At 35.4% G+C, this 20103-nt stretch carries 19 protein-coding genes and 1 pseudogene; 6 read left to right on the forward strand and 14 right to left on the reverse strand.

The window, feature by feature from the left end; translation table 11 throughout:
* Positions 1-79: 79 nt before the first annotated feature.
* Positions 80-1531: a hypothetical protein gene (locus NSQ18_RS06295; protein ID WP_339289464.1), complete on the forward strand. Its 1452-nt coding sequence runs from the start codon at positions 80-82 to the stop codon at positions 1529-1531.
* A 39-nt stretch (positions 1532-1570) separates the two neighbouring features.
* Here NSQ18_RS06295 and NSQ18_RS06300 read toward each other — a convergent pair whose 3' ends face one another.
* The 10 genes from NSQ18_RS06300 to NSQ18_RS06345 all read right to left on the reverse strand — a co-directional run bounded on the left by NSQ18_RS06300 (position 1571) and on the right by NSQ18_RS06345 (position 10282).
* A complete protein-coding gene (locus NSQ18_RS06300) occupies positions 1571-2755 on the reverse strand; it encodes a CaiB/BaiF CoA-transferase family protein (protein WP_016837593.1) in 1185 nt (394 codons plus the stop codon).
* A gap of 407 nt (positions 2756-3162) precedes the next feature.
* Positions 3163-3456: a DUF6509 family protein gene (locus tag NSQ18_RS06305; protein ID WP_016837592.1), complete on the reverse strand. Its 294-nt coding sequence runs from the start codon at positions 3454-3456 to the stop codon at positions 3163-3165.
* A gap of 150 nt (positions 3457-3606) precedes the next feature.
* Positions 3607-4422, reverse strand: a complete 816-nt coding sequence (locus tag NSQ18_RS06310) for a metallophosphoesterase (RefSeq protein ID WP_026019012.1) — start codon at positions 4420-4422, stop codon at positions 3607-3609.
* Positions 4423-4506: 84 nt separating this feature from the next.
* Positions 4507-4890, reverse strand: coding sequence for a Na+/H+ antiporter subunit G (locus tag NSQ18_RS06315; RefSeq protein ID WP_016837590.1), 384 nt, complete (start codon positions 4888-4890; stop codon positions 4507-4509).
* A complete protein-coding gene (locus tag NSQ18_RS06320) occupies positions 4868-5152 on the reverse strand; it encodes a Na(+)/H(+) antiporter subunit F1 (protein ID WP_016837589.1) in 285 nt (94 codons plus the stop codon). The genes NSQ18_RS06315 and NSQ18_RS06320 overlap by 23 nt, the downstream gene beginning before the upstream one ends.
* On the reverse strand, positions 5152-5634 hold the full coding sequence (locus NSQ18_RS06325) for a Na+/H+ antiporter subunit E (protein ID WP_016837588.1): 483 nt from the start codon (positions 5632-5634) through the stop codon (positions 5152-5154). Before NSQ18_RS06325 ends, NSQ18_RS06320 begins: the two co-directional genes overlap by 1 nt.
* An 11-nt stretch (positions 5635-5645) precedes the next feature.
* Complete coding sequence (locus tag NSQ18_RS06330; RefSeq protein ID WP_339289465.1) at positions 5646-7127, reverse strand: Na+/H+ antiporter subunit D; 1482 nt, start codon at positions 7125-7127, stop codon at positions 5646-5648.
* Positions 7120-7458, reverse strand: coding sequence for a Na(+)/H(+) antiporter subunit C (locus NSQ18_RS06335; RefSeq protein ID WP_016837586.1), 339 nt, complete (start codon positions 7456-7458; stop codon positions 7120-7122). Before NSQ18_RS06335 ends, NSQ18_RS06330 begins: the two co-directional genes overlap by 8 nt.
* Before the next feature lie 3 nt (positions 7459-7461).
* Positions 7462-7884, reverse strand: a complete 423-nt coding sequence (locus tag NSQ18_RS06340) for a Na(+)/H(+) antiporter subunit B (RefSeq protein ID WP_016837585.1) — start codon at positions 7882-7884, stop codon at positions 7462-7464.
* Positions 7874-10282: a Na+/H+ antiporter subunit A gene (locus NSQ18_RS06345; RefSeq protein WP_339289468.1), complete on the reverse strand. Its 2409-nt coding sequence runs from the start codon at positions 10280-10282 to the stop codon at positions 7874-7876. Before NSQ18_RS06345 ends, NSQ18_RS06340 begins: the two co-directional genes overlap by 11 nt.
* Positions 10283-10510: 228 nt before the next feature.
* Between NSQ18_RS06345 and NSQ18_RS06350 the strand changes: the two genes are divergently transcribed.
* Together NSQ18_RS06350 and NSQ18_RS06355 are read left to right on the forward strand one after the other, a co-directional pair.
* Positions 10511-11194, forward strand: coding sequence for a histidine kinase (locus tag NSQ18_RS06350; RefSeq protein WP_026019010.1), 684 nt, complete (start codon positions 10511-10513; stop codon positions 11192-11194).
* A 107-nt stretch (positions 11195-11301) separates the two neighbouring features.
* The gene (locus tag NSQ18_RS06355) at positions 11302-12030 is read left to right on the forward strand and encodes a DUF421 domain-containing protein (protein ID WP_016837581.1); all 729 of its coding nucleotides are present in this window, start codon (positions 11302-11304) and stop codon (positions 12028-12030) included.
* A 45-nt stretch (positions 12031-12075) separates the two neighbouring features.
* Here the strand turns inward: NSQ18_RS06355 and NSQ18_RS06360 are convergent, their stop codons facing one another.
* The gene (locus NSQ18_RS06360; protein ID WP_096549905.1) at positions 12076-12774 is read right to left on the reverse strand and encodes a CBS domain-containing protein; all 699 of its coding nucleotides are present in this window, start codon (positions 12772-12774) and stop codon (positions 12076-12078) included.
* Positions 12775-13015: 241 nt separating this feature from the next.
* On the opposite strand from NSQ18_RS06360, the gene NSQ18_RS06365 reads away from it, so the two are divergent.
* The 3 genes and pseudogenes from NSQ18_RS06365 (at position 13016) to NSQ18_RS06375 (ending at position 16459) form a co-directional block, all read left to right on the forward strand.
* Positions 13016-13936, forward strand: coding sequence for a DMT family transporter (locus tag NSQ18_RS06365; RefSeq protein WP_016837579.1), 921 nt, complete (start codon positions 13016-13018; stop codon positions 13934-13936).
* A 67-nt stretch (positions 13937-14003) separates the two neighbouring features.
* Positions 14004-15527, forward strand: a pseudogene (gene argH, locus NSQ18_RS06370) (argininosuccinate lyase).
* Positions 15506-16459 carry a BadF/BadG/BcrA/BcrD ATPase family protein gene (locus NSQ18_RS06375; RefSeq protein ID WP_083839505.1) on the forward strand — a complete coding sequence of 318 codons (954 nt, stop codon included), beginning with the start codon at positions 15506-15508 and terminating at the stop codon, positions 16457-16459. The pseudogene argH and the gene NSQ18_RS06375 overlap by 22 nt, the downstream one beginning before the upstream one ends.
* An 84-nt stretch (positions 16460-16543) precedes the next feature.
* Here NSQ18_RS06375 and NSQ18_RS06380 read toward each other — a convergent pair whose 3' ends face one another.
* From NSQ18_RS06380 to NSQ18_RS06390, 3 genes are all read right to left on the reverse strand, one after another.
* Complete coding sequence (locus tag NSQ18_RS06380) at positions 16544-17809, reverse strand: transglutaminase domain-containing protein (RefSeq protein WP_016837576.1); 1266 nt, start codon at positions 17807-17809, stop codon at positions 16544-16546.
* Between the two features lie 153 nt (positions 17810-17962).
* Positions 17963-18679, reverse strand: coding sequence for a glycosyltransferase family 2 protein (locus NSQ18_RS06385; protein WP_016837575.1), 717 nt, complete (start codon positions 18677-18679; stop codon positions 17963-17965).
* 183 nt (positions 18680-18862) lie between these two features.
* On the reverse strand, positions 18863-20035 hold the full coding sequence (locus NSQ18_RS06390; protein ID WP_096549907.1) for an alanine--glyoxylate aminotransferase family protein: 1173 nt from the start codon (positions 20033-20035) through the stop codon (positions 18863-18865).
* Positions 20036-20103 lie beyond the last annotated feature (68 nt).

A 20103-nucleotide genomic window follows, 5' to 3' on the forward strand; every position in this document is an offset into this window, starting at 1 on the left:
AAAGGTAAATCTTTTTTGCATTTTTTTTATTTCTAATCTTTGGTATATTCATCTTAAGTGATTTAGGAGGAGAGGCAGCATGCTCAAATTTGACGAACTGCTCTTTCAAAAGACGAAAGGTCAGATAGGTATACCTTTTGAAGAAGCGATTGAACAGCTTAGTAGTTATGAAATTGACGAAAAAATATTTGGCAACGTGATCCCTCTTAAACAGATTCTTTTCAATAAAACAGAAGCAACAAACGTTATTTATAGTACCGTTAAAAACAGCTGGGGAAAAATGGACTTATTTACACAAGAAATGTTTCGTTTATCGAATATAGAACTGCAAAACGTTGAAAAGAAACTCGACGCATTTTTCTCATCTCCAACTAGCAAAAAATTAATATTCGAGCATGCACTCATGAAAAATGTTTTTAACTTTTCACATTTTATTGAATTAGTTTTTGGGAAAAAGTCGAATTATTCAAAATCAATTACTAAATTGAATGAAATTCATTTATATAAAATAGGGAGAAAATATTTCATACATATACTATATAATCAGAAACCTGACTTTTGGCGTTATTTGTATGCCAAAAAAATTTATTCAATTTTCTTACAAACACCATTACATACGATTCAAAATCCCCTTGATTTAATGAATCAATTTAAGCAATTAATTCAATCTTTTCAAACGAAAAATCAAGTGGTCACAACAATGAATAAATTCATTCAAAAGATTGATTATAAAAATCCACGTTCCTATTTGTTAAAAGAGTTTCATTTATTAAATATCTCCCTTCATTTTATGGGAGGAAAACGGCACTATAAAAAAATCAATAAATTGATATCGGATGTAATTAGAACGTGGAAATCTGGAGAATGGGCACTGACCGAGAAAGAACAAACTTTACTATCGTATATTTTAGCAATTGATGGAGCAAAGCATTTTGATACGGAAAAAACCATTGCTCATGGAAAATATTTAATCATGAATGATCGTTTAATTAATCATTCCATCGAATTATTAATAGAATATGGAGAAATATTACCTAACTTAAAACCTGAGCCACAATCGTTAGTAAAACGATACGATAAAAATTACCTAGAACAAGTATTTTTTATTGTCATTGATGCTCTTGTAAAAAACGAACAATATTTCGATGTGCTGCAATTGATGAAAGAGTATGAAATCGCTTCATGTACAAGCATCTATGATTTTTTAAATGCAAAAGTCTTCGATAAAGATTTACTGCTTAAAATTGAAGCAACTGTGCAACGGGATATTGCTTACATCGTTGATCATTCGCCTCAGCACGTATTACAATCTATCGAAAAATGGCTAAAACAATATAGAGAGATTGAAAGTCCTTTCTATCCTATTGCTAAAATGACATCCCAACATGTTTGCAATTTGTTGAAAGCTCTTTTCGCCACAGAACAATTTGAACTGTTTGAACAATTAATCAACATCTATATAAAATACTTAATACTACAAGAAGATTTTGAGGATTTGCGTAATTTCGTTTCCGGTTTTGTACAAAAATAAACGTCCCAAAAGTAATAGCCATTACCTTTGGGACGATTTTTATTGCAACACGCCCATTTGATGGAATGTTTCAATCTCCTCATCCGAATAACCAAGCGATTTTAAAATTTCTACTGTATGTTCACCGACTTTTGCACCAACAAATTTATAGGTTGGTTCGACACCGTCAAATTTTATTGCAGTTCCAATCTGCTTTTGTGTTGTACCGTCTTCTTTTGGAACATCGACAATCATATTTCGAGCTTGAATTTGCGGGTGATTGCAAGCCTCTTCAAAGGTTAGAACTGGTTCAACACAACCGTGAAAATCTTCATTGAACACTTCCAACCACTCATCAAAAGTTTTCGTTAAGAAAGCATCTTTTACTGCCTCTTTAAATCTCTTTTGTGTATAAGTAGAGTCATTAAACGTGCTTTGAATTAATTCAGGAATATCTAATGCTTCACACAATAACTTGCGGAAGTGCGGCTCTAAACTACCTACTGAAAAATAACGACCATCCTTTGTTTCATAATAATCATAAAACGTTCCACCGTTTAATATTTCTTCTTCAGCCTTTGGTAACTCACCGCTTCCTAAAAAGGCTGTTCCATATAATGCATTCATTGTGAAGACAGCATCTGTCATGGATATATCAATGTATTTTCCTTCTCCCGTTTTTTCACGATGTAGTGCACATGCAAGCACACCTATCGCTGCATGTAATGTTCCCCCAGCTATATCTGCAATTTGTATCCCCATCGAAACAGGTTTTTTCCCTTTGTGTCGTGAATAATCAAGTATACCTGCAATCGATAAATAATTATTATCATGACCTGGACGATTGCGATATGGTCCTGTTTGGCCATAACCCGTGACAGAACAATAAATCAGCTTTGGATTTACTTGTTTTAATGACTCATAATCTAAGCCTAAACGTTCCATTACACCAGGCCGAAATCCTTCAATGACAATGTCATATTCTTGGATTAATTTTTTTACGATTTCCACTGCTTCTTGTGTTTTTAAATTTAGTTTGAGTGATTTTTTGGAGCGATTTAAATGCTGATGAATGTACGACTCTTTATTATCATCATATGGCGGCATAATGCGCATTAAATCCACTCTACGTGTGGACTCAACGTGAATGACGTCTGCCCCAAAATCTGCAAACATCATCGTCGTAAAAACCCCAGGAAGCATTGATGAAAAATCGAGAATTTTTAAATCTTTTAATATAGTCACTTTTCCCATCCCCTCTATGAACAAGCCAACTATTCATATAATTTTTGAAGAAACAAACTGCTATCATTACGAGCTTTATAACAGTTATATCTCAATAATTATAGTAATATTTTAAAATAATCTGAAAATTTTGTGAACCTCTTATTCAATATATGATAATTCATTCATAGATATTATTAAATCTATGAAAACGGAATGGAAATAGTAAAATCCATTAATAGTAATTATTAGATTCCTCTTGAATGATAGGGAATTTGATTCTATAAAAAAATGTATTTTTATAAAATATTTTCCTAGTATGCTAGTTTGTTCGTCAACATAACCATCTATATTAAGCGAACTCCTATTTATACATAAAAGACCCCGTCATCTCTATGAATGATAGGGTCTTTTTCTCTTATGATATACTATTCACCTTGTTGTGCTAATCGCTCTTTACAGAAATCTAATAGGTACTGCTCTTCGTCTTCCTCTAATGCTAATTCAATATATTTTTCATCTTGCTTATCCATAATAAAATAATTGATAATAAATGGCCCTTCCCCATTATCGCCTACAAGAAGGCGGATTTGTGTTCCTGCACTAGAATATAGTTCGTCTTCCTCATCCACTTCTATGTCCAACAAAAATTCGTAGCGTCTTCCCTCAATTATACCAGTCGGATCAATTAATTCTTCCATTGTAAAATCAATGATATTCATATACATTTTCTCCTTTAAATTAGTCCTAAAAATTCTAATTACAATCATAATCAAAAATGAATAATGGTCAAATATCTTCTCATATTCATAAAACAATTTACAACAAAAAACCGCCTCAATTTGAGACGGTTATATTTTGAGCATAACAGCTTATTTCGTCTTTAACTCTACAACGACAATCTCAGGCAAATTAAAAATTCGATAAGGTACTCCACTATTGCCTAATCCTCTATTCACATTCATCGTCGTCCCATTCTCTTCATAAAATCCCGCAGTGTATACAGGGAAAAACCCTTGTCCAGGCGCTACTAAGCCTCCAACAAAAGGAATTCTAATTTGACCTCCATGGGCATGTCCTGTAAATATCAAGTCTAATTCATTTTTTACATAAATATCAAACTTTTCCGGACGATGGGCAAGTAGCATTGTAAACATATCTTTCGGAACAGTTGATAATGCAGTATTTAACATAGTTTGCGTATCAGTCCCATTGAGAGGATCTTCAATGCCCGCTATAGCAATTCTTTCTCCTCCCCGTTCAACCCATGTCGCAGCGTTCGGTAAAATATGTACTCCTATTTCCTCAAGGGCATTATAAATTTCCGTTACTTGATTAATTGCTACTTCATGATTACCAATTACATAGTACACATCCGCGATTTTTACAAATTCACGGACAGCTAATAAACTCTGTTGTAAATTATAACGATTGCTGTCAATAAGATCTCCCGTAATAAAAATGACATCTGGATTTGTTTCCCGTACTTTTTCAACTAATTTTTCTTGATTTTCACCAAATAAAGCATCATGCAAGTCAGATACTTGAGTAATTCGAAAACCGTTAAATGAATCAGGAATTTCATCAGATTCATATATTTGTTCCGTTATGACAATCCAATGATTATTTACGTACAAAAACAAATATAAACCGACAATTAACAATATCAGTGTTAGTAACTTTTTCAAAACCATTCGCTCAATTCTATTCTTAGTTTTCCAAATGTCCATTCATTATAATATTGCTATACAATTAGACAATCAAGTATGAACTTACTCTGATTGTTTAGTTGGTAAAGGTTCTTTCTCTCCAAATAATACTGGCTTTAATTCGTCTTCACCTGAACCCTCAGCTAGTGGCACCCCAGAGCGATAGGCTGCTCGTATCACAAGATGAGTGGATACGGGGGAAGTGATAAATACAAATAGAATTCCTAACAACAATCGAACACTTATATATCCATCTTGAACCCAAATGTAAAAGAATGAACCCACTAAACACGATAGAACAGCTAGTGTAGCGCTTTTTGCTACAGCGTGAGCACGAGTATATACATCAGGAAAACGAAGCATTCCAAATGCGCTAATCACACTAATGATTGAGCCAATAAAAATAATGATAACACTGAACCACTCAATGATCTGACTTACGATCAATAATGACACCTCTCTCTATATATTTAGAAAAAGCAATTGTCCCAATAAATGCTAAAATCCCTAATATTAATATCGCTTCTAAAAAGGCTGTCGTTTTTAATAAGATTGAAAGTATGGCCATTGATGAAATCAAATTAACACCAATTGTATCAAGAGCAATTGCTCGGTCGGGCATTGTTGGGCCTTTAATAATTCGAATTAAATGCAGTGTAATAGCAACCATAAACAGGGCTAGAGAAATTAGCAATATCATATCGATCATTAACGGGACACCTCCAATATTACGGTCTCAAATCTTCCTAATGAACGAATTAAGTCTTCCTTCTGTCCAATATCCATCGCATGAATATACAATTCATCACCAGATTCTGATATCTCCATTACTACGGAACCAGGAGTTAATGTTAACAACAACGAAAGAGCCGTTACTTCCCAATCATTTTTCAATATTGTCTTGTACTTAAATATACCCGGTGTAATTTTTAAATTGGGGGTTAAAACTTGCTTCATTACAACAAAACCTGAAACAATAAGTTCTCTAAAGAAAATCACCACAAGTTTCATAATTTTCATTGCTCGAACTAAATAAAATTGTGTGCCAAAAAATCGATGCATTACATAAAGAATTCCTATCCCAACGATAAAACCGGTATTAAAAGTCGAAAGTGTCGGTGTAGGCTCGTCTTTGAACAATAGCCAAAGAAGCGCTATAAACAAATTTAAAATAAATTGGGCAAAAAACACCTTCCCACCCCCTAACTTTCACTTAAAATAGCATCAATATAGATAGATGGATTAACAAGGATATTTGTCGCATCTTGTACATAAACTAATAGCTGTTCTGCACCTAGACCAATTGCAATCATGCAAAGGGCTAAAGCAATAAAGGAAGCCATTGAAGCAATCGGAAGCGGTTTTTTATCTTCATTTGTTATAATCGTTTCTCCAAAGAACGAACTTAAGAAGATTTTTAATAATGAAAATAACACGACAAGACTTGATGCAAATCCAAGAAATAATAATACATAGGATCCAGCTTCAATCGACCCTTTACCAATCAACACTTTCCCTACAAACCCGCTAAGCGGTGGGATTCCTACTAAAGCTAACATCGTTAAAAAATAAATCCAGCCAAATAATGGATAATTTCGAATGAGTCCACTCATATGATCTATTAACTTTTCACCCGTTAAGTAAACCATCATCCCTACCAATAAAAACAATAACGCTTTTGCTACCATGTCATGTATTAAGTAATATACAGAACCTGCAATTGCTGATTCCGTGCCAACTGCTAAACCAATTAAAATGAAACCTACAGCAATTACAATATTGTAGGCTGCAATTGTTAATACATTTCGTGAAGCAAGCGCACCCATACATCCTAAAATAATAGTTGCTCCTGCAAAAATTCCGATAATTGTATGAGTCACTTCTGGTTGATGCGGAAACATTAATGTAAAAGTTCGAATCAATGCATACACGCCAACTTTTGTTAGCAGCGCTGCAAATAATGCTTGTACAGCAGTAGGCGGCACAACATAAGAACCTGGCAACCAGAAAAATAGCACTAAACCAGCCTTTAAACTGAAAACAATAAACAATACAAGCGCCACAGTTGTTAGCATTGGATCTTGGCCGGCTTCAGCAACTCGCTCGGCTATATGCGCCATATTCAGCGTTTTCACTGTACTGTATAAATAAGCGAGAGCAATTAGGAAAATAGAAGATCCAATAACGTTTATTAATACATATTTTAATGACTCTCGAAGTTGTACCTTTTCCCCTCCCAATGCCACCAGCACGTACGACGCCATTAACATGACTTCAAAACAAACGAATAGATTAAAGATATCCCCTGTTAAGAAGGATCCATTTACTCCGCCAACTAACAATAAAACAAACGAATAGATGAACATATTTTCATGCCGTTCGCCTATCGTTGAAAAAGCGTAAAGTAAACAGAACACCGTGACAATGCTTGAGGTTAATACCATTAACACTGAAAAAGTATCGGCGACAAACAAAATTCCAAAAGGTGGTTTCCAGCCACTAAAGTCCAATTTTATAATTCCTTCTCTTTGTACAAGCTCTAACAAAAAGAATGATATGATACTAACTGCAATCATCGTGGCAATCGTGATCATTCTTTGTACTACTATATAATTTCTCAAAAATACCAAAATAACTGCAGTAAATATTGGAATAATCAGTGGCAATACTATGATGTTATTCATCTGACATTCCTCTCAATTCGTTAAAATCATCTGAGCCATTCGTTTTATATGTTCGATAAGCTAAAACAAGTAAAAATGCAGTCGTAGCAAAGCTAATAACAATGGCAGTTAAAATCAACGCTTGAGGCAATGCATCAGTAAATGGACCATCTCCATGTCCAAGCAGTGGCACGTTGCCTGTTTTTAATCCCCCTGACGTCATAATGAGCAAATTAACTGCATGGGATAGCACCGCAGTGCCGATAATGATACGAATCATATTTCGAGAGAGGATTAAATAGGTTGCCACAGAAACGAGAATTCCAATAAGTATAATCATTACTTGCTCCATTCACTACTCATCCTCACTTATACTTAAAATCATCGTAACGAGCGTACCAATTACGGTTAATGCAACCCCCGCCTCAAACAACGTTACGGTTGTTAAGTGTTTATCACCTATAAACGGAAATTGAAAATGCCCGTCTGTTTGAGATAAAAAAGGTACGTCTAAATAAATTGCTCCAAGACCTGTTCCCGTTGCAATCAACACACCAAGAGCAGCTACTTTCTTAAAATCAAAGGGCATTTTTTTTTGGATAGTGTCGATATCATACGTTACATAGAGCAAAATGATCCCGGAAGCGAGAACAAGCCCCCCTATAAACCCTCCTCCCGGTGCATTATGACCCGAGAAAAAAAGATATACACCAAGAGTCAGGATGATGAAAATTACTACTTTTACAACCGTCCGCAATATCACATCATTAATTCTCATTCGTTCCCCCTCCTTTTGCTTTTAGCTTGATGAGGGTATATACGCCTAAACCTGCGATAAATAATACAACCACTTCGAGCATCGTATCGAATGCACGGAAGTCTCCTAAAATTGTGTTTACAATATTTTTCCCACCAGCTAACTCATACGAATCGTTAAAGAAATAAGAAATGGTGATAAATTTTTCATAATTGAGAGCAGCAAAACCTACTAAAGTTACCGTTGCCCCTACAGCTAACGATATGAAAATATTTCTCATTTTTATCCATTTCGGTTGAATCTCATTTCTTATTTCTGGCAAATGTCTAAAACAAATTAAATAGAGTACGGTTGAAACGGATTCAACGACAAGCTGTGTTAAGGCTAAATCAGGAGCTCGGAAAACAATAAAGAAAAAGGCAACTGAATATCCTAATACACTACTAAGAAATACGGTTGTTATACGAGATTTCGCAAACAATATACCAACGGACGAAGCAATCATAATCAACACTAAAATGATTTCAAATACTTCTAATGACTCCCTATCGACAGGGCTCCAAGAAAATATATGAGCTTGGAGGAAATATCCACCGACAATCATTAAAAACGCTAGAAAAATGTAGACAAAATAATCTGTCAAATTACCTGTCATATATCGACGTGTAACGCGATTCGAAAAAGATTCACTAAATGAAATGCCATTATTAAATAGTGAATTTAATGATAAATTTTGAGGAAGTGCTCGATAAATTGGCTTCCAGCGTTTCAATAATCTGTAAAGTAAAATTCCGACAACGATTACAAAAATCGTCATCCATAGTTCAGGACTAAATATTCCATGCCAAGCATGTATATGCGGCGTTAATTCTTGCGTTGTTGGAAAAGTAGGATAAATACTTGCCATCGCAGGTCTTAAAATATAATGGCCTAGTAGATTTGGGAAAAAGAAAATTCCAACCACAAAAACGATGAGCGTATAAGGAGAAATTAACATTCCAATCGGTGCTTCATGAGGATGTTTTGCTAATAGATGCAGCTGAACTTTACCAAAGAATGTTTTACCCACAATGATTAAACAGTAAACAAAAGTAAAGACGCTCGCAATCCATGCAACAATTGGAATTAGAAATCCTATACTATCTAAAGAAAAAATATTTAATTCTTGTATATGAAGGGTTGCAGCAAAGAACATTTCCTTACTTAAAAATCCGTTAAACGGAGGAAGCCCTGCCATTGAAAAACTACCGATCAGTGCAATTGTGAAGGTTAATGGCATAAACGACATAAGTCCACCGAGCCTACGAATGTCGCGCGTCCCTAATTCATGGTCGATAATTCCGACCATCATAAACAGTGCACCTTTAAAAGTGGAATGATTTATTAAATGGAAAATGGCTGCAAATGCCGCTTGCGTATAAATAATCGTTTCCGAAGAATAACCTAAGTAGATTGCCACAGAACCCATACCTAATAAACTCATGATGAGCCCAAGCTGACTGACTGTCGAAAAGGCGAGCAACGCTTTTAAGTCCACCTGCTTTACAGCATTGAAGGAGCCCCAAAACAACGTAAACAACCCAACGCCCGTTACTAACCAGAACCATAACGCCTCTCCACCAAAAACAGGTGTGAGTCTTGCCACTAAATAAATTCCTGCTTTTACCATTGTCGCAGAATGCAAATACGCACTCACTGGTGTCGGAGCTTCCATCGCATCCGGTAACCAAATATAAAATGGAAACTGTGCAGACTTTGTAAATGCACCTAATAAAATTAATACAAGTGCGGGGATAAACAATACGTGTTCATGTATCGCTTCTACATTTCCAATAATCTCTCGTATGCTTAATGTTTTTGACATCTCATAAAGCATCAAAAAACCTGCTAGCATGGAAATACCGCCGGCAACCGTAATAATCATTGATTTTCTTGCCCCAGCTCGTGAAGCTTTTCGGTGATGCCAGTATGCAATTAGTAAAAACGATGAAACACTTGTTAGCTCCCAAAATCCATATAAAACCATTAAATTATCAGAAAGAACAACCCCTAACATTGCCCCCATAAACAGTAACAGGTAACAATAAAAATGGTATAGCTGTTCGCTTTTGGATAAATAAAAAATCGAGTACAAAATAACTAAACTTCCTACTCCGGTAATGAGTAAACTAAAAATTAAGCTGAGTCCATCTAAATAAGTAGTGAAATGAATACCTAACGAGGGGATCCACTCATGAGTGAAAGCAACAACTTCACCGTCAGATATACGAGGGATGTATGTAGTTAAAAAAAGGAATAATATAAAAGAGACACTCAATACGAGCCATCCTATATATTTTTTGCTAATAAACCTGTATAATACAGGAGTCAATGCAGCAAAAATAAACGGAGTAAGGATGATGGCAACATCAACTGTCACAAGTTCTCTCCTCCCATTACTATATTTACTTGACGAAAACAAATCTACGTAGCATAATAATGTGTCAATAACAATATATACTATTGAATTAAAATGCTAATAACTTAGAAAAATTTAATCCTAGCTACAATTTTAAGTATATAATAAAGCAATTTGTATTTCATTGATTTTGACTGAAAAATAAGAAGTCTGTTATGATATTAATTTAAGAGGTGCTAATATAAAATGATGAATGGTGTCAAAAAGCAAGCGGATGAAAGTATTTTAGTTTGCGTTTATTATGGATTAAACGGTGAGCGACTCATTCGTAGAGGTCATAAGCTTGCTAGTTTGCTTAATTGTCCATTATATATATTAACGGTTGATTCAAAACCTCTAGACAATTTTGATGCTGAAAAATCCGGTTATATTGAACGTTGGACCGAGTTAGCAAATGAACTAGGGGTTGAAGAATTTATCATTCGGGACAACGAAAAAAGACCGATTCAAAAAGTAATAGCTGAAGTAGCTAGAGAATATAATATTTCCCAAATTATTGTTGGTCAAAGCGCTCAAAGTCGATGGGAAGAGATCACAAAAGGTTCCTTTCTCAATGTATTATTAAAAGAAATTCCTTTTGCAGACTTCCATATCGTTGCAGTAAGCCGACCTACTGAAGATGAGGGCATCGACATGTATGAAAAAGGTGTCCGCGCTTTCATCGTGTCGGAGGGTGAACAATATAAAATTGTATTTACTTGCCCAAAATCCCGCTTTATAGAAGGAATCTTCTTTAAAGAAATTGGCACAGACTTTGATAATGGGATTTTCCGTTTTTCTTACAACAATAAAATGCATGAGTTGAAAATTGAAGAAGACTTCGTATTAAATCCTGAAAAAATTCCAGATGAATATAAACATTACTTAGTGTAAATTTCTCCATTAAAACAGAAGCGTAATAGCGCTTCTGTTATTTTTTTGTGCATAATCTTGCTTATTCAGCTCATTCTAAATTGAGAAATGAAAGGAGTGGATTCACAATGGAAAATTTTTGGGAAGTTAATTTTTGGCAAATTGTTATCCGAAGTATTGTTGCCTTTAATGTCATCTTAGTGTTAGCAAGAATTATTGGAAAAAAACAATTAAGTCAACTAACTTTCTTCCATTACATCACTGGTATTACTATCGGATCAATTGCTGGTGAAATTACAACGCAAATTGACACTCCTTTTTTTGACGGTATCGTTGCCCTATTATGCTGGACTGCTCTTACTCTCATTATGAGTTTTATTGCAATGAAATCAACTAAAATTCGTGTTCTTGTTGATGATCGTCCTACAATTTTAATTCAAAATGGCGTCATCAATCAAAATGGTTTAAAAAGAGCAAGACTTCACACCGATGAATTAGCAATGTTATTACGTGAAGAAGGCGTTTTTTCATTTGATGAGGTCCATTATGCAGTGTTTGAAACCAATGGTGAATTGAGTGTATTAAAAAAACCTGCTAGAAGTCCCGCTACGAAACAAGACGTCAAAGCGGATTGTTCAATTCCCCCTTACTTCCCAACCGAAGTCATTTCCGATGGGAAGATTGTGAAGAAAAATCTCTCCGAATTAAACTTAACTGAAGAATGGCTGCTAAATAAGCTAAAAAAGAAGAACATCAAAAATATAAAAGATGTTTTTTTCGCACAAGTTTTAGAAAACGGTTCTTTATATGTTTCACTTTATAATGATAAGAAAGGTTTGTCCAAAAAAGCCAATTAAGGACAAACCTTTTATTCATATTGTCTAGATTGGAGATATGTATAATTATGGCACTTTCATCAAATCAAGGGGGGTAATGATACCTATTAACTTCTGATGAGGTTTACCATGTTCCGTAATGAGCAAAGCGTCATATCGCTTCCCCCTTTCAACACCTTCTTTAAAAAGCTCCTTGGCATGATATACAGTTAAATACCGACTAATAAACTTATAGTTTACCCGCTTTTTTTCGTAATGCAATATATCTTTCATAGTTGGCATTTCGTAAACTAAGATTTTATGATTTGCTACATCCGCTAACCAGTTGGTAATACCTACTGTAGTAACGAGACCTTGGAATTCCTTCCCTTCATATATCGGGAATTGAGTATATTTTCGTTGTTGAACGATGTCTAATGCTTCTTTTAATGAATCTGTCGTCTGAAAAGTAACTACTTTTTTTCGAAAAACTTGTCCTACTATACTTGGTCGATCTAATAGTTGATCTATGTACTCGATGCGTTCAACAACTTGTATATGAGGCTCAGCAATGACAAACTCCTCAGATACTCGATGATGCACAATTACATTTCGCAAATCTGCAAAAGTACGTAAATCATCTTCATATTTTTTTACTAACGGACTTTTCTTTTTTGCCAATTCAATTAGGCGATAAAAGGGCAAGTGCTCTCTTGCCTTTACGATTTTTCTCAAAGTGAATGTAATTCGATTAAACGCTAACAGGAAACGATCGGAATTTTTCAATTTTGATACACCACTTCCCTAGTAGATTACTAGTTTCTATTATATTCTAAAATTTTAATCAATTAGAAATCTGTTATTATACTAGCACCCTTATTTTCCGAAAATATCAAAATTTGCTATACTTTTAATTATGATAAAGCAAGCTTTCAACAATCATTAAAGAATGCTTCATAAATGAAATTTGTATCGATTATGAAGGAATTCTAGACGACAAAAAAATTGTTAAGTAGGTTAAGACATCATGAAAATGAATTTTATTTACCCTTTACTTATCATTATTGGAGCTAGTAGTTACGGAATACTTTCAACCATTATTAAAGTAGCAATGGGTTATGGATTTACACCCGATGAAGCTGTCACAAGCCAATATCTGATTGGATTTTGTTTAGCGTTGTTATTATTTGTCTTTACTAAAAGAAAAGTTCCTAAGCTTAAAAAAGAGGAATTCATTACCTTAATATTTGCTGGAATTTTTACAGGTACAACCGGCATTGTTTACGGTAAGTCTTTAAATTACTTACCGGCATCTCTCGCCGTTGTATTGCTCTTCCAATTCACATGGATTGGCATCCTGATAGACTGTATCTTGCGAAAAAGATGGCCGAACCGCCCGGAAATCATTTCCCTAGTCATTCTTTTTATCGGAACGCTGCTTGCCGCTGGAGTGTTTGATGCCGATTTATCAAACATTCACTGGCTAGGTTGGTTTTTTGGTTTTTGTTCAGCTATTAGCTTTGCGATTTTCTTACAAATCAATTCAAAAACAATACAAGGTATTACAACAACCGAAAGAACACTATTTACATCCTTTTTCGCCCTTATCTTGATTAGCATCTTCTTGTCACCAGAAATAGTATGGAACGGTATATTAATAAGAGAGGGGCTTTGGAAATTTGGCTTAATACTCGGTTTCTTTGGAACGATTTTGCCGATTTTCCTACTTGCAACTGCTGTGCCAAAAGTCGGCGGAGGTCTTGCTTCCATCTTAAGCGCCATGGAATTACCAGTTGCTGTCATCGCTTCTGTCATTGTATTGCATGAACCTATTACTCAGTTACAAATTATCGGCATTATTCTTATTTTAACGGGAATCGCGCTGCCAACCGTCATCTCTCAAAGGCAGTCAATGAAATATATTGAAGAGAAGTCAGAAGCCAGTTAATTATTTAGAAGCCAATACCTCTCTTCAAATTACCTTTTTAGCAATAATACTGGGGGCGATTATTGTGATGTTCCATGAGTATAAAAGCCGCATCCATGAATACGAAGGCACTCAATTTCCTTCAAATAGTTATCGAAAAATCGTGCTTCAACCTGCCTATGAAGAAGCAAAAAAACATTTCCTAAAATCAATGGTGCAAATACATATTGCCCATTTAAAAATGCTGGAAGAACAACAACTTGTATCAAAAGATGATGTAAAAAAAATCGGTTTTGCCATTAGTCAACTCGACTTGGAATATTATGAAAAGTAAGATTACAAACCTCAATTTGAAGATTTGTTTTTCCGAATTGAAAATAAACTGATGGAGATTGCTGGAGATGTAGCGGGAAATTTGCATATTGGAAGAAGTCGAAACGATATGGGGATTGCCATTTATCGTATGACAATACGAGAAAAACTTCTTGCCCTTATGGAAGAATTAGTAACTTTGCGAACTTCACTCATCGCCTTTGCATTAGAACACGTAGATACCATCATGATCGGCTATACTCATACACAACAAGCCCAACCAACAACTTTCGCTCACTACTTAAAGGCTGTTATTGACCAACTTACAAGAGATTTTAAACGCATGCAACATGCTTATGCAACGGTAAATCGAAGCAGCATGGGAGCCGCCGCATTAACGACAACAGGTTTCAACATTAATCGCCAACGAATGCAAGAACTGCTCGCTTTTGATGATTTAGTGGAAAATGCATGGGATGCTGTGGCCGGAGCTGATTATATTGCTGAAACAGCTAGTGTTGTGCAACTTGCCGCATTAAATCTTGGACGTACCGCACAAGACTTCTTACAATGGGCAACACAAGAATTTAATGCAATCAGTCTTGCCAGTCCATATGTTCAAGTCAGCTCCATTATGCCACAAAAGCGAAATCCCGTTTCAATAGAACACACCCGTTCACTACTCTCATCGGTTGTAGGGGATGCTTCCACAGTCTTACAAATGATTCATAACACTCCATTCGGGGATATTGTTGATACGGAAGATGATATGCAGCCTTACATTTGGCGTGCAATGGAGAAGCTGCGTGGAATCTATAAACTATTTGGCAGTTTAGTAGTGACAATGGATGTCAACAAAGAAAAATTATTAGAGCGAGCTGAAAGAAGTTTTGCCAACGTTACCCAACTAGCTGATACCCTCGTCATTACTGAAAACATTTCCTTCCGACAATCACATGCAATCGTTTCAAACTGTGTTCGTGCTTTGCTAAAAAATAATAAAGATTCCATTGAAGATTTAACATGGGAGCTAGTCAACGAAAAATGCATTGAACTGACTGATAAGCCATTAAACATTTCTAAAGAAGAATTCTATCAATCTTTAAAACCTACACATTTCGTCAATATTCGAAAATTACCAGGTGGCCCTGCTCCCATGACAATGAGAAAATCGCTCTTAAAAGCAAAAAGGGAAACCCCTTTACTGAATAGATGGATTCAGATTAAAAAGGATGCAATTTTACAAAGTGAAAAACGTTTACAACAATATTTAGATGAATGGAGCAAACAGGAAACATGAATCAGTATATTTTAGCCATTGATGGTGGAGCGACAAAAACCACTTTGTCATTGAGAGATGCTAGTGGAAAGGTATATTTCGAAAAAACATCAACAAGTACAAATTACCAAGCCATTGGCGCAGAAAAGGTAGAAAAAGTATTAACTAATCTATTAAATGAGGCTTATAAAGCTACAGGCATACTGGACATTGCAGTTGCTACCTTTGCCATTGCAGGTGTTGATACACAAAACGGGCTTGCAATAGTTCAACAAATTATCCATCGAAGTTGTGGAAACTCACCCTTCTCTATTCGTCGTACAATTGTTGAAAATGATGTACAGTCCACATTAATAGGATTAACTGGCGGAAAAGCAGGTGCCCTCCTCATTTCAGGTACTGGTTCTGCTGCTTATGCTACAGATGGTCAAGGAAGGATTGAACGCTCTGGTGGATGGGGACATCGGGTTGGAGATGAAGGAAGCGGTTATTGGATTGGAAGAGAGATTTTAAATACGATTTTTCGCTCTGAAGATGGCCGTCTTGAGAAACCTACCGTCCTCACTGACCTAGTTTACGACATGTTACAAATAGACAATATTGAACAACTTAATGATTGGATCTATCAACCAGATTATACAAATGCTCAAGTCGCTAACATTTCGAAAATCCTAACGAAAGCTATTTCCCTTGGAGACGAGCAAGCCATTCAAATCGCTTGCAATGCGGCGAAAGAATTATCGATCATGACAAACGCGGTATTACGGAAAATTGAACCGATTGGTGAAGATTTTATCGTTTACTTAAACGGTGGCATATTGAAACATAATCCGATCATCTTAAATGTCTTTAAAGATTATGTGAAAAAAATATATCCATATATTTCTTTCCATTTATGCACTCAAAATCCGATAGACTATATTGCCAACAGGGCACTTAGTTCATTAAAATAATAGTGGTTTTTCAATTTCGATTAAGTCGGTCGGTACGTTATGACTGGGGCTAACTGGAAGCCCCTTTTTTGTTTCGGTAAATCATCAAAAATTTCGTATCTCCATTTTTTTCAACCCTTCGTCCGTTGCGAATATTAAATAACCATCTTCAACCAATAAGTCACTAACCTTTTCCCGATAGATAATGGATTCATCTGAACCATCAGTGCGTATTCTTGCAAGGTATGCACCCTTTGAATAGTTGCTGAAAAAAATCCATTCACCTAACCCCACGATATATTGTGCTCTACTCTTTGTTAATCGTTTATTTTCCCCGGTCGATAAATTTAATCGATATAAACGATGATCATCCGCAATATTGCTGTAGTAAATATAACCATCCTTTTCATAAGCATGGTCAATTTTCGACATCACAGTGTATTTTTTACTTATCGCCTTAGGATAATCCGCTTCATTCCAACGATGATCAAGTTTCATTGTCGCATCATCAAGGAGAAAATATTGATATCTCACTGCATTACCACGATCAGGTACTGGATCATTCCATGTAGTATCAAGATGATACCATTCCCCATCTACTTTCACTAAGTTCCATGCATGAGGACCTGTATGCACTTCTCCAACTACATATAACGTTTCAATCCCTAAATCTCTTAGCATTTTTAATGCAAGAAGCGCGTATCCTTGGCAAACTCCTTTATTTTCTTTTAACACTGCACATGCACTATGAGGACTTAACGATGTGTCCGTACTATAAACTGTATTTTTTACTATATAATCATTAACAAATTTGACCTTTTCAAAGTCCGACATGGAGTTTACATCGACGCTTGCTAAAATGGCTGCTATTCGTTCATCCACATATTGCTCATGCACAGCATTTGTTAAATATTGTTGCTGCACTTTAATTTTCGCTTTATATTTTCCATATTCATATTCAATTTTTCGATCACTCAAATGCCCTAAAATATAATGATCTCGATTAGAAGCTTCTTCTACTGCTTGTTGAATGATATGTTCAATATCGCTTGTGCTTCCAACATAATGTATTTCAAAGTTTGTTTCCCAATGACTAAAATGATAAAAAAATGCATCTGCTAACTCTTCAACAGATTGCACTTTTTCCGGTAAGTGAACGGTAGCTTGTAAAGCGGATATGGTTGAAGCTGTTTCGTAAATTGTTTCCTTCGCCGTTTTTCCTATCTCTGAAATATTTATGTTCTCCATGGTTGTTATAGCAGAATTGATATCAAGCCAGTTAACTATTTCATCCCAAATTTGTTTGGACAAATCATATGCTGGTTTAATCATGACAAGGAGAATAACAAGAATTATCAATCGCTTTAACAATTACCTTCACCACCTAACACAATAAATTTCTAAGTTCCTTCTCTTTCCTACAAGTATTGCCATTTATAAAAAAAGAAGTACTACCAAAAATGAAAAAGTTGGTAGCCCCTTTGGTAGTACTATAAAAATGTACGATTTTTCGAACAAAAAGTTTCATTCCTGATTTTTTTTATGATACTTTGTGAAGTTTGCAATAATTTGCTGTATGATTTTTTGAGAATTAGTGATCTCATCATAGTGAATAATCGAATTCTTCCTTATTTTAACTCGTCCAATAGGAATTTCGTAAATTGGGATTTTTCTTTTGATTGCTTCCACCAGCATATTAATATCATAATCATAAGAATCCCCGTGTACCTTCAATAACCACGATAATTCTTTTGTCGGAATGGAACGCAATCCTGTTTGAGTATCTAATATTCGCCGATGGAATAATAATTTAAACAATAGTGAGGCTGCTCGGTGACCAATCGCGTTGGATAAAGGCAAGTCTTTTGAACGAAAGTTACGAACACCTAATATAATACCATTAGAAAATACTCTTAAATTTTGTAATATGAGCTTTACATCATCTAATGTATGTTGGCCATGAGCACCTACCGTTAATACGAAATTTGTCTTAGGAAAATATTTTAACACGTAACCAAACCCGGTTTTTAATGCTCTCCCTTTCCCTTTATTATCCTCATGCTTTAATACAATACAATGATCAATCATCGATAGTTCTTGAAAAATATATTGATATTTTGGATCGCTGCCGTCATTCACAATGATCACTTTGTAAATATTTAATTCTAATAAAGCCTTTGTATAGTTAATAAGTGTTGGTAGTGGGTTTAGTGCTGGTATAATAACAATTGGTCGTTCCACAGCTTATTCTCCTTAAAAAGTTTATTAGAACCTATTAATCTATAGTATACTACTTTTATTTATATTTAAGAGATTGATATTAAAATGGCTGTAACATTTCTTTATATGATAAATATGGCCGCCTCAAAAGAGACGGCTTTTTCTATGAATCCTTTTGCATTGTATTGCATCAGTATATGAAAACTAATTTCGTACTGCTTGTTCTATTTCTTCTTTGAATGCTTTAATTGCTTTTTCAATATTGGCCGTATGACCGAGCTCTTGAAGCACTTCACCGATTGCTTGGATTGCCTTTTCTAACATTTCAGGAGTTGTATTCCCCATATGACCGATGCGGAATGCCTTCCCTGCTAAATGAGCTAATGCACCAGCAACGATAACTCCACGAGAAGCTAAACCACTACGAAATGCGACATCATCTACTCCCTCAGGATATAAAATGCAACTCAATGTCGGAGCAGCAACTTCTTCATTTGCTAACGGTCTCATACCGTAGGAACGCATCGCCGCTCGAACCCCTCGTCCATAGGCAATATGGCGGTTTTCTCTCTTTTTCATCCCCTCATTTAAAACGATTTTTAACGACTCATTATAGGCATAAATCAAGTTAACAGGAGGAGTCGCAAAATATTTTGAAGGGTCTCTCATAATTGGTAACCAATTTTTTATGTCGCAATAGTAAGCTTGAACTTGTCCTAAATGCTCCCGAGCCGCTAGAGCGGTTTTATTAAACGCAACAATAGCAAGCCCTGGTGGCATACCAATAGCTTTTTGTGAACCAGTAAGGACGACATCCAGTTTATAGTCTGGATGGCCATAAGTTTTACTCATATTTTCATCGATTGCAGCACTAGCCACAACACCATCAACAATGACAAGGGCACCTGTTTTTTTGATAATTGGCACCAATGTCTCTAAATCTGAAACAACACCTGTAGATGTATCTGCATGTGTAATCGTCACGGCTTTATATTGTTTACGTTTCAACGTTTCTTCCACTATTGATGGATCAATTTGTTTTCCCCATTCTGATTGTAAAACATCTACATGTATATCGTATGCCTGCGCTAATGGAATAAAACGGTCGCCAAAATATCCGTGACTTAAAACAAGTAGATTTTCCCCTTTTCCAACCGTGTTGACGATAGCCATTTCCATTGCTAAAGTTCCAGTACCAGCAATGACAAATACTTCTCCATCCGTTTGAAACAGCTCTTTTGTTTGCTGTAACGCATTTTTATAAACTTCTACAAAGCGTGGATCTGTATGCCCCCTTGTTTCTAACGCTAAAGCATCGTAAATTTCATCCACTACCGGAGTTGGTCCAGGAATCAATAGTAGATCTCTATTTCTCATTTTCTTTCCCCCTTTGAAAACTTATTAAACAAACGAATTCTTTGAACAATAACTTTTTTCTTCTCGTT

Origin of the sequence: Ureibacillus sp. FSL K6-0786 (assembly GCF_037965165.1) — a bacterium.
In the GTDB taxonomy this organism is placed as follows: domain Bacteria; phylum Bacillota; class Bacilli; order Bacillales_A; family Planococcaceae; genus Ureibacillus; species Ureibacillus thermosphaericus.

Coding starts and splice junctions, on each gene's coding strand:
- NSQ18_RS06365 (WP_016837579.1), top strand. CDS start 13,016: ATGAAAATGAATTTTATTTACCCTTTACTTATCATTATTGGAGCTAGT.
- NSQ18_RS06320 (WP_016837589.1), bottom strand. CDS start 5,152: ATGATCGATATGATATTGCTAATTTCTCTAGCCCTGTTTATGGTTGCT.
- NSQ18_RS06305 (WP_016837592.1), bottom strand. CDS start 3,456: ATGAATATCATTGATTTTACAATGGAAGAATTAATTGATCCGACTGGT.
- NSQ18_RS06390 (WP_096549907.1), bottom strand. CDS start 20,035: ATGAGAAATAGAGATCTACTATTGATTCCTGGACCAACTCCGGTAGTG.
- NSQ18_RS06335 (WP_016837586.1), bottom strand. CDS start 7,458: ATGGAGCAAGTAATGATTATACTTATTGGAATTCTCGTTTCTGTGGCA.
- NSQ18_RS06295 (WP_339289464.1), top strand. CDS start 80: ATGCTCAAATTTGACGAACTGCTCTTTCAAAAGACGAAAGGTCAGATA.
- NSQ18_RS06340 (WP_016837585.1), bottom strand. CDS start 7,884: ATGAGAATTAATGATGTGATATTGCGGACGGTTGTAAAAGTAGTAATT.
- NSQ18_RS06375 (WP_083839505.1), top strand. CDS start 15,506: ATGGAGCAAACAGGAAACATGAATCAGTATATTTTAGCCATTGATGGT.
- NSQ18_RS06330 (WP_339289465.1), bottom strand. CDS start 7,127: ATGAATAACATCATAGTATTGCCACTGATTATTCCAATATTTACTGCA.
- NSQ18_RS06350 (WP_026019010.1), top strand. CDS start 10,511: ATGAATGGTGTCAAAAAGCAAGCGGATGAAAGTATTTTAGTTTGCGTT.
- NSQ18_RS06355 (WP_016837581.1), top strand. CDS start 11,302: ATGGAAAATTTTTGGGAAGTTAATTTTTGGCAAATTGTTATCCGAAGT.